Genomic DNA, 6,334 nt, shown 5'->3' with positions numbered 1-6,334 from the left:
AAGGAGAGCTAGATTGGAGTTATTTTGATGCATTGCAAAGTGCTAAACTAAAAAGAATCCTAAAAGACCCTAAGGAATACTATCAAGACAAATGTCTCCCAAGACCCTTAAGGCTACTCTTTAAAATTCAAAAACCCTTAAAACTTTTCTTAAATTTAATAAAAAATATTATGTCTTTAAAGATAAGCAATAAAATTCAATCTAGGAGTTAAAATGGATAAAATAGCCGTTTCTGTCATAGTGCCTTGTTATAATGTGAAAGATTATGTTTCAAGATGCTTAAAATCCCTTCAAAATCAAAAGTTAAAAGATATTGAAATACTCATTATTAATGATGGCTCAACAGATGACACGGCTGTAGAGATAAAAAAATTCTTAGAACAAAATGAGGATAAAAGGTTTTTATATCTTTCACAAGAAAACGGCGGCTATGGCAGTGCTGTTAATTTGGGAATCAAGCATTCAAAAGGAAAATATATTGCAGTATGCGAACCTGATGATTATGTTGATGAGGATTTTTATAATACCTTGTATGTTGTAGCTGAAGAAAATAATTATGAAGTTGTTTGTTACAATGGCTATTTAGAAAATAGAGAGCATTATAACCATTTATGTATTCAATCCTACACCCCAGAAACTTTAAATGGAAAAATTTCTCGGGCGGATTTACAAAACCGTTTTTTGCATACAAACACAGCCATAACGCTGTGTTTGTATGCAAAAAGTTTTCTTAAGCGCAATCACATCACCTTACCACAAACTTGTAAGGTATATCAAGATGTGCCTTTTGTCGCAAAGGTTTTTTCAACTTGTGATAAATTAGGTTTAGTTATTGGAGCAAAATATTATTACACAAGAGGAAGGGCTGAGCAAAGTGTGGCAAATCCAGCGAGATTTATAGAAATTATCCCCGCAATTGAAGATTTATTGAGCTTTGTGGAGTCAAATGAAAATAAGCTCAATATTGATAAAAAATACATTTATGGCTACTCTTTAGGACATTTACTAGGAAGATATAAATTAGCTAAAGATATGGATGCTAAGGATACTTTAAGAAAAATATCTAAGTTTTTAAATGCCTTTTTATTGTCAAAAGAAAGCATTACCAATGCTTATATAAAAAATACTCTGCAAAACTTTGGTTTTAATGTTGATAAAATTCATATTGAAGTTCCACGAAATCACTCAATTAACTTTTGGACTTTAAAAGGTATTCGTAATTTTTGCATAAATGCAAATTATGAAGAGCTTTTGTCCTTTTTTTCTTATGAAGTTTTACAATTTCAAAATTTAACTTTTGAACGAAAATTATTAAGTAAATTAGAATCTGATTTAAAATATTTTATGGATATACCAAAGTCTTATATAAATTCACAAGTCATAGAGGTTTTAACAAAACTTCTTAAAAACTACGATGTCAATATTTTAACGACTCATTATCCAAAGCTTCTTGCTTACATTTCCATCATTTTAAAAGATAGCCTAAAAAGTGAATTAACCATTCCTAGCATAAAGCTTAGAGATGATGCTATGGAAATCTTGGAATATTATTATAATCAAACAGCTATCACAATACCTGAGACTCCATTAATTAAATTAAGCAAAACATTGGATTCTTTAATGAATGAAAATGAAACACAATTTTTAAGATACATAGAAAATAAAAGAATTATCGTCGTTGGGAATTCACCCATAGAACTTGGTAAAAATAAAGGAAAAGTAATTGATGGTTTTGACATAGTTATACGTTTTAATAATTTCGTAACTCAAGGTTATGAAGAAGATTATGGAAGCAAGACAAGCATTTGGGGTATTTCACCGAGTTTTGAAACTATCAGTCAAAGAGAAATAAGACATTTTGATTTTATAATTTCTAATGATTCAAGCCAAATGCTTACTAGAGCTCAAAAGGCTCAAATTTTAAAAATAAGCTCACTTGGCATTGCGTTTTTCAGAATAACAACTTGTGAATTTTTAGAACAAACTCATCTTAGAACACTCTCAATGGGGCTTGTTATGATTTTATTTATCCTTAAGCACAAAAAAAGAATAAAAGAACTTTCTTGCGCTGGTTTTAGCTTGGAAGAACAAAAAGACGGCATAAAGCATTATTTCAAAGGAGATCCATCTTATGGCAAAAGGCTTCCTTATCATAATTGGGTAAAAGAGAAAGAAATATTTAATCGCTTAATTTCAAATGAGGAGCTAAAATTATGCTAAAACATTGCATCATATACTCCGTTGATAAAAAATCGTCTTTAAACTTTCAATTACTCAAACAAAAAGAATTAATGATTACTATCATTTTTTCCCAAGAATTTCTTCTTAAAGATTCTGAAGTTTATGTTGAACAATTTGGCAAAGAAATAGTAAAGAAAAGCAAAATAAAGAATATTGAAGAGGGGGAAAACATACCTCTATCATTACATCAGCTCTCACTTATTGATTTTAATCAATTTGATTCTTATCATTTGGTTGGAGATGATAAACAATTTTATTTTTTCACACAGATTATAAACAAGCTGGGATTGGATCGGGTAAAAATTTATTTTTCAAACATTGATGAAAGAGAAAACACTAAAAGCACAGAAAATATTTTGAATATTGAAAATCTAAACAATGCCGAAAAAATCAAAAATTACATCTCCTATATACTTAAAAATACGAAACAAAAAACACAAACTTGTAAAAAGTACCACATTAATACTGATGCTACGATGATTATTGCTAGGGATTGTTTTTCTGCTTTATACATAGAAAACGAACAGATTATAAGTTCTTATTTAGAAGCACCACAGACTAAAATTATAAAATCAAAAAAGCTTAAAAAACTTAAAGAAAAACCATTTTTATTTTTTAAAGATTTTATCATTAATAGAATGCGCAAAATAAAACATAGGTCAAAATAATGCTGACCCATTATATTCACTGCCATCAAAAATATAATCCAAATAAAGGTGGAAGCGTAGGTTATTTATCGTCTTTATTTGATGGATTTGCTCAATATAATCAAAACCAAATAACACCACAAGGCATAAAATGTAAATTTATGTTCCCTAATGAAGATAAAATCAATGATATATTAGAAAAACCAACTGATAACAGATTTATATACACGCAAGATTATAAAATTAAAACATGCACTAAAAATCTACTAAAACAAAGGCAAAACTGGTTTAAAGAGCTTATCCCACAAAGTGAATTTGACAAAATCAAAACAAACGAAATAAGCTCCATTCACATTCACGGAGCTTATAATTTTCTGCCTATATATAATACTCTTGTAAAAAAAGGTATCGAATCAAGAGTAATAAAAATTTTAACTACACACAATCCCTATCAGCCCACAATGGAAGATATGTATCTTACTTGCAAAACGGTGAAATGGCGCAATGATGATAAAGATATGTTTTTTTATTATCTAAACCAAAGAGATAGGTGGGCTTTTACTTTAGCAGATTGCTTATTCTTTCCAAGCGAAGAAAGCCTTGAAGGATATTATAATTTATGGAAAGACTTTAAAGAACTCACCAAAAATAAAAACATATACTTTTGCCCAACAGGCACTAAAACAAAAAATATGTTTCAAGATAAAGATTCCTTAAAAGCCGAGTTAAATATACCAAGTGAAGCAAAAGTCTTTTTGTATCTTGGTCGCTTTATTGATGTAAGGGGTTATGATATTTTAATTAAAGTTGCACAAAAGATTCTAGCCTATAACGATGATATTTATTTTCTTGTTGTCGGAGAAAAAGGAGAACAACCAATTCAATCAAAACAATGGATACAGATTCCATATACTCAAAATCCGCAAGATTTCATCAATATTGCAGACGCTTGTTTGTGTCCAAATAGAGGTTCTCTATTTGATTTGAGTATGATAGAAATTTTATCACTGAAGAAACCTCTAATTTGCTCGTATGTTGGCGGCTACAAATGGCTTGAAAATAAAACAAATGGCATGTTGTATGCACAGAGTGAAAATGTTGATTCTTTTGTAAAAGCCATAGAAAAATTTTTAACACTAAGCGAATATGAAAAAAAGATAATGAGTGAAAACAATTTCAATCTTTATCAAAGGGAACTCACTTTAGAAAAATTTCAAAAAAATTACTGCGAAACAATTGATAAAATTTACCAAGACTTTGGGATAAGTGAAAAAATATACGCTCTATCTTTTTCTGCAAAAGATCATCTTTTTTCTCTTGCAAAAAAAGAAATAAATGCAAATTTTGCACAAACGTCAAAATTTAAAAAACTTAAAAAACTTTTTACAAAGCCTCATTTATTCTTTATAGACTTTTTCAAAAAAAGGTTAAAGAGATGAAAGGCATTTTACTCACTAAAGAAGACATCAAGTTTCCTACTATTGCTTTTAAAGGATATAAAACAAATAGGGTTTATTTAGCCGATGAAATAACAAATTTAAACATATCCATTTTAGGGGACCATAACCTCATTTGGATAGAGGAAAATGTAAAAATTCAAGGAAAACTAAATATTTCTATAAAAGGCGATCACAATACGGTGATAATCAAAAAGGAAACCTTTATTCACAGAAATTTAAATTTGCTTATTTTACCTGGAGGCTTAGGAACTTTAGCAAATAATTGTAAAATTATCGTTAGGGAGAAAAATTTTTTTAATGGTGATGTCCAGTTATTTTGCGGAGAAGAGAATACTTCAATTTCAATAAATGAAGAATGCCTATTTGCAAATAATATAAAACTTATAACTACTGATAATCATAGCATTTTTGACATCACAACAAAACAAAGAATTAATAATGCAGGAAATATAAGCATTGGTAAGCATTGTTGGATTTGTGATGATGTTACTATATTAAACCATTCATTCATCGGAAATAATTGTGTTGTTGGCACAAAGTCTCTTGTTACTTCTTTTGCCAAATCTACCCCCCCCCCCCCGAAAATTGCATTATAGCTGGAATACCAGCAAAAATTGTAAGAAGAGGCATATTATGGGATAGAGAATTAAAGCAAGAGATAGACTAAAGCAAAGGAGAAAAGATTGCAAAAGATAGGAATTATAATACCCATTTACAATACACAAGATTACTTAGAACAATGTCTCAATAGTGTTATAAATCAAACTTACAAAAATCTAGAAATTATTTTAGTTAATGATGGCTCCACAAATAAACAATGCCTTAAAATTGCTATGGAATTTACAAAAAATGATGAAAGAATAACACTCATTGATAAAATAAATGGAGGTCAGAGCACTGCTAGAAATGCTGGAATTGATTTTTTAGAAGGAAAATACAAACTACAATTCGCAGAAAGAGAAAATCAACTTTATGCTTTTAAAATTATGAATTCTAACCCTTTAAAAATTAAAAAAATTTATAAAGGCAAAAAATTTGATGGGATGCATTGCACCCCTCAACTTGAAATTCCACAAATTGATTTTTTGCAATTTTTAGATAGTGATGATTGGTGGGCTTTAGATTGCGTCCAATCCTGTCTTGAGAAAAGTGATATTGTTGATATTATTTGGTATGCTGGTGAGGCTTGGTTTGGAAAAAATAGACTTGATTTTGATAGCAATACGCGAGTCATAAGCAATATCCAATTTTTAGAAAGAATGATAGAAAAAGGCATAAATTATTTTTGGTGTGTAAATTTTGTAATGATTCGCTGGAGACAATTTGAGAAATTAAAGATTAGATTTATCAATCATATAATATATGAAGATCACATTTTTAGCATAATGCTTTTTGCGCAAGTTGAAAAAATTTATGTACTTAGAAAAAGTATTTTTTATTATAGGATAAGACCCAATTCAACTTCTAATCACAATAAAAAAATTGGAAAAGAACAAATTTCACCTTATTTTGAATTTTTGCTTAAAGATTTTCAAAATAATTTTGCTAGAACTAAAGAATATTTTAAAGCTGGAAGTGTTTTAACCTATGTTTCCAATCTAGTTGATTTTATCAAGAATTTTCCCAATAGAACAATAAAATCTTTGCTAAGCGAAGCTTTTTTGGAAAATTACTACCAATGGTCTTTAATTGAATTCTCAAGAATCAATGAAGATCCTTTAAAATTTTCTTCAAAAATTTCAGTTTTTTCTAACAATATAAAAAAAGATGTCATCAAAACTTTTGATAAAGCCTCTAAAGATGAAATTCAACTATGGATAAAACAAGAACTAAAAAATAAATTAACAACAATTAACACTCTCCAAACCCAAATCCAAACCCTAAACAATACTTTAAAAACTCTAAAAAGCCCTACTGCTAAAACCCGCCTTAAATCCCAACTCTCCTACAAACTAGGAGTTGCTTTGATAGAAAACTCTAAAAGTC

The 6,334-nt window shown here is 29.0% G+C and carries 6 protein-coding genes; all 6 read left to right on the top strand.

From position 1 onward, the window contains the following. Nucleotides 1-212 (top strand): hypothetical protein (locus K4G57_RS08780; protein WP_221561850.1); only part of this gene is annotated, 212 nt, incomplete at its 5' end. A gap of 1 nt (nt 213) precedes the next feature. Next, nucleotides 214-2,220 (top strand): glycosyltransferase family 29 protein, encoded by a 2,007-nt coding sequence (locus K4G57_RS08775; protein WP_221532801.1) that lies wholly within the window; start codon nt 214-216, stop codon nt 2,218-2,220. After that, nucleotides 2,214-2,909 (top strand): hypothetical protein, encoded by a 696-nt coding sequence (locus K4G57_RS08770; RefSeq protein WP_221532802.1) that lies wholly within the window; start codon nt 2,214-2,216, stop codon nt 2,907-2,909. The genes K4G57_RS08775 and K4G57_RS08770 overlap by 7 nt, the downstream gene beginning before the upstream one ends. Next, complete coding sequence (locus K4G57_RS08765) at nt 2,909-4,327, top strand: glycosyltransferase (protein WP_221532803.1); 1,419 nt, start codon at nt 2,909-2,911, stop codon at nt 4,325-4,327. The genes K4G57_RS08770 and K4G57_RS08765 overlap by 1 nt, the downstream gene beginning before the upstream one ends. Next, nucleotides 4,324-4,944, top strand: coding sequence for an LbetaH domain-containing protein (locus K4G57_RS08760; RefSeq protein ID WP_221561849.1), 621 nt, complete (start codon nt 4,324-4,326; stop codon nt 4,942-4,944). Before K4G57_RS08765 ends, K4G57_RS08760 begins: the two co-directional genes overlap by 4 nt. Before the next feature lie 87 nt (nt 4,945-5,031). After that, nucleotides 5,032-6,334, top strand: a 1,303-nt coding sequence (locus K4G57_RS08755; RefSeq protein WP_221561848.1) for a glycosyltransferase, incomplete at its 3' end; no start/stop codon positions are given.

The organism is Helicobacter turcicus, from assembly GCF_019711685.1.
Lineage (GTDB): Bacteria > Campylobacterota > Campylobacteria > Campylobacterales > Helicobacteraceae > Helicobacter_D > Helicobacter_D turcicus.
This window is presented reverse-complemented; position numbering and strand designations above follow the sequence as displayed.

Bases quoted from the DNA above. Each gene is read 5' to 3' on its own strand.
- K4G57_RS08775 (WP_221532801.1), top strand. From the start codon at position 214: ATGGATAAAATAGCCGTTTCTGTCATAGTGCCTTGTTATAATGTGAAA.
- K4G57_RS08770 (WP_221532802.1), top strand. From the start codon at position 2,214: ATGCTAAAACATTGCATCATATACTCCGTTGATAAAAAATCGTCTTTA.
- K4G57_RS08765 (WP_221532803.1), top strand. From the start codon at position 2,909: ATGCTGACCCATTATATTCACTGCCATCAAAAATATAATCCAAATAAA.
- K4G57_RS08760 (WP_221561849.1), top strand. From the start codon at position 4,324: ATGAAAGGCATTTTACTCACTAAAGAAGACATCAAGTTTCCTACTATT.